This window comes from Longimicrobium sp. (assembly GCF_036554565.1).
GTDB lineage: Bacteria > Gemmatimonadota > Gemmatimonadetes > Longimicrobiales > Longimicrobiaceae > Longimicrobium.
The window spans coordinates 1-2,415 of record NZ_DATBNB010000544.1 but is presented as its reverse complement, the minus strand read 5'-3'; the positions used below and the strand labels follow the sequence as shown (position 1 = coordinate 2,415).

The 2,415-nt window shown below is 67.8% G+C and carries 2 protein-coding genes; both read left to right on the top strand.

Annotation, left to right across the window (positions count from 1 at the left end; translation table 11 throughout):
* Positions 1–28 precede the first annotated feature (28 nt).
* Positions 29–2,008 carry a hypothetical protein gene (locus tag VIB55_RS14955; RefSeq protein ID WP_331877462.1) on the top strand — a complete coding sequence of 660 codons (1,980 nt, stop codon included), beginning with the start codon at positions 29–31 and terminating at the stop codon, positions 2,006–2,008.
* 270 nt (positions 2,009–2,278) lie between these two features.
* The coding region (locus tag VIB55_RS25510) for a DUF433 domain-containing protein (protein ID WP_349263034.1) at positions 2,279–2,415 on the top strand (137 nt) is incomplete at its 3' end.

Genomic DNA, 2,415 nt, shown 5'->3' with positions numbered 1-2,415 from the left:
TCCCGCGAAACACGTTACAATGCGCCCGATGACGAGCCTCGCACGCCTGCTGATCCCCATCTCCATACTCGTGGGTGCCGCGTGCGGAAAGGATGGAACGGGGACGGACCGCACTCCCGAACCGCCGGTAGCGCCCAGCTTCGTGGAGATCGCCAGCGACCCGGGCGACTTCGTCGGCCAAGGGCACTCCTACCGCTACACCAAGTCCGACGCCGTGCTGGCCGTACAGGCGACCGGGGGGAAGATCACGGTGCGGGTGGAGGGCGACCAGCATTGGGATGGAGAGTTCGTACTCCCCAGCAAGCACAACAAGGTCGTCCCCGGCACCTTCACCGGCCTCAGCCGTTCCCCGTTCCACGATCCCGCCGCCGGTGGATTGAGCTGGGCCGGAGAAGGGCGTGGGTGCAACACGCTCTCGGCATCGCTCACGGTGGAGCGCGCCACCTACGAGGCGGACCAGCTCACCGCCCTCGAGCTTCGCTTCGAGCAGCACTGTGAAGGGAGTACTCCCGCCCTGCGCGGGAGAATTCAGTGGTCGGCCGCGGATCCGACGGTTCCACCAGGTCCGGTGAACCCGCCCCCGAGCACCCTGTGGCGCCCGGCCCCCGGAGTGGTTCCCGCGACGGGCAACTACGTTTACCTGCAGAGCGACATCGGGGACTTCATCGCGGGAGGGAGGTCGTACACGTACCCCGGTGGCGCGCTGTCCGTGACCGCGTCGGGAGGACTTCTCTCGGTGGGCGTCACCGCCAGGGAATCCTGGCGCGGCGACTTCCAGGCGATGAACAGCCTGACCGAACTGAAGCCCGGGTACTATGGCGACCTTCGCCGCTACCCCTTCCACAATCGCCTGAAGGGCGGCATGTCGTGGGGCGGCGAAGGACGCAACTGCAACATGCTCACCGGGTGGTTCGTCGTCGATCAGGTTACCTACGCTGGCGGGAACCTGACCGAGATCGCGCTGCGCTTCGAGCAGCACTGCGAAGGGGGCGGCCCCGCGCTGCGCGGCCAGATCCGCTGGTCCGCGGCGGACGTTCCTCCGCCGCCCCTTCCGGTGAACCCGCCTCCCAGCAACCTCTGGCGGGCGGATGCCGCAGCGGTCCCCGCCAGCGGCAGCTACGTATACCTGAAAAGCGATGCGGGCGACTTCGTCGGAGGGGGGAGGACGCACCTCTACCAGACCGGCGCGTTTGCCGTGAGCGGCAGCGACGGCCTCATGACCGTCACCGTCGCCGCGGACGAGAACTGGCGGGGCGAGTTCAAGGCGATGAACCACCTGACCGAGCTGAAGCCGGGTTACTACGGTGACCTCCGCCGGTACCCCTTCCACAACCCGCTGGAGGGAGGCCTCTCCTGGAGTGGGCAGGGGCGCGGGTGCAACACGCTGTCCGGCTGGTTCGTCGTAGACCGGGTCGTCTACACCGCGGGCAAGATCACCGAGATCGAGCTGCGCTTCGAGCAGCACTGCGAAGAGGGCGGCCCCGCGCTGCGCGGCCAGATCCGCTGGTCCGCGGCGGATGTCGCCACGCCGCCCGAGCCGGTGAACCCGCCGCCGAGCACGCTCTGGCGCGCGGATGCCTCAGCGGTCCCGGCCACCGGCAGCTACGTCTATCTCAAGAGCGATGCGGGCGATTACATCGGCGGGGGGAAGACGTACCTGTATCAGACGGGTGCATTTTCCGTCAGCAGCAACGCCGGACTCCTCACCGTCAACGTCGCCGCGGACGAGAACTGGCGGGGCGAGTTCAAGGCCATGAACAACTTGACCGAGCTGAAGCCGGGTTACTACGGTGACCTGCGCCGCTACCCCTTCCACAACCCGCTGAAAGGCGGCCTCTCCTGGGGCGGACAGGGCGGCTGCAACACGCTTACCGGGTGGTTCGTCGTGGACCGGGTCGTCTACACCGCGGGCAAGATTACCGAGGTCGAGCTGCGCTTCGAGCAGCACTGCGAGGGTGGCGGCCCCGCGCTACGGGGGCAGATCCGCTGGTCCACGCCGGCGAGCTGATGGGGTCAGGCGGGAGGGAAATCCCCGATGAGATCGCCAGCAGGGCCCGGGTCCACGTGCCGCGACGGCCTTGCACGGTCCGCACGACCTTTGTCCGCGCGGTCCTCCAGCCGGTACCCTGAGCGTAGGGTCGAGAGTGTTCCGCGCCCGCCGTGCGGGGGTGCCACCATCCGCTGACCCTTGGGTCGTCAGCTGCGGTTCGTTGCTGGCGAGGGGCGCAATTTTGCGCTCCTCGTTATCTTGTTGCATTCGCCCTGATAAGAGCCTGCCATGTCTGACACCGAACTTCTAGCTCGCATCACGTTCCGCCCTGGGCAGTGTGGCGGCCGACCGTGCATCCGAGGCATGCGGATCCGGGTGGCCGACGTGCTCGCTCTGCTTGCTGCCGGGGCGCCCGAGGCCGAAAT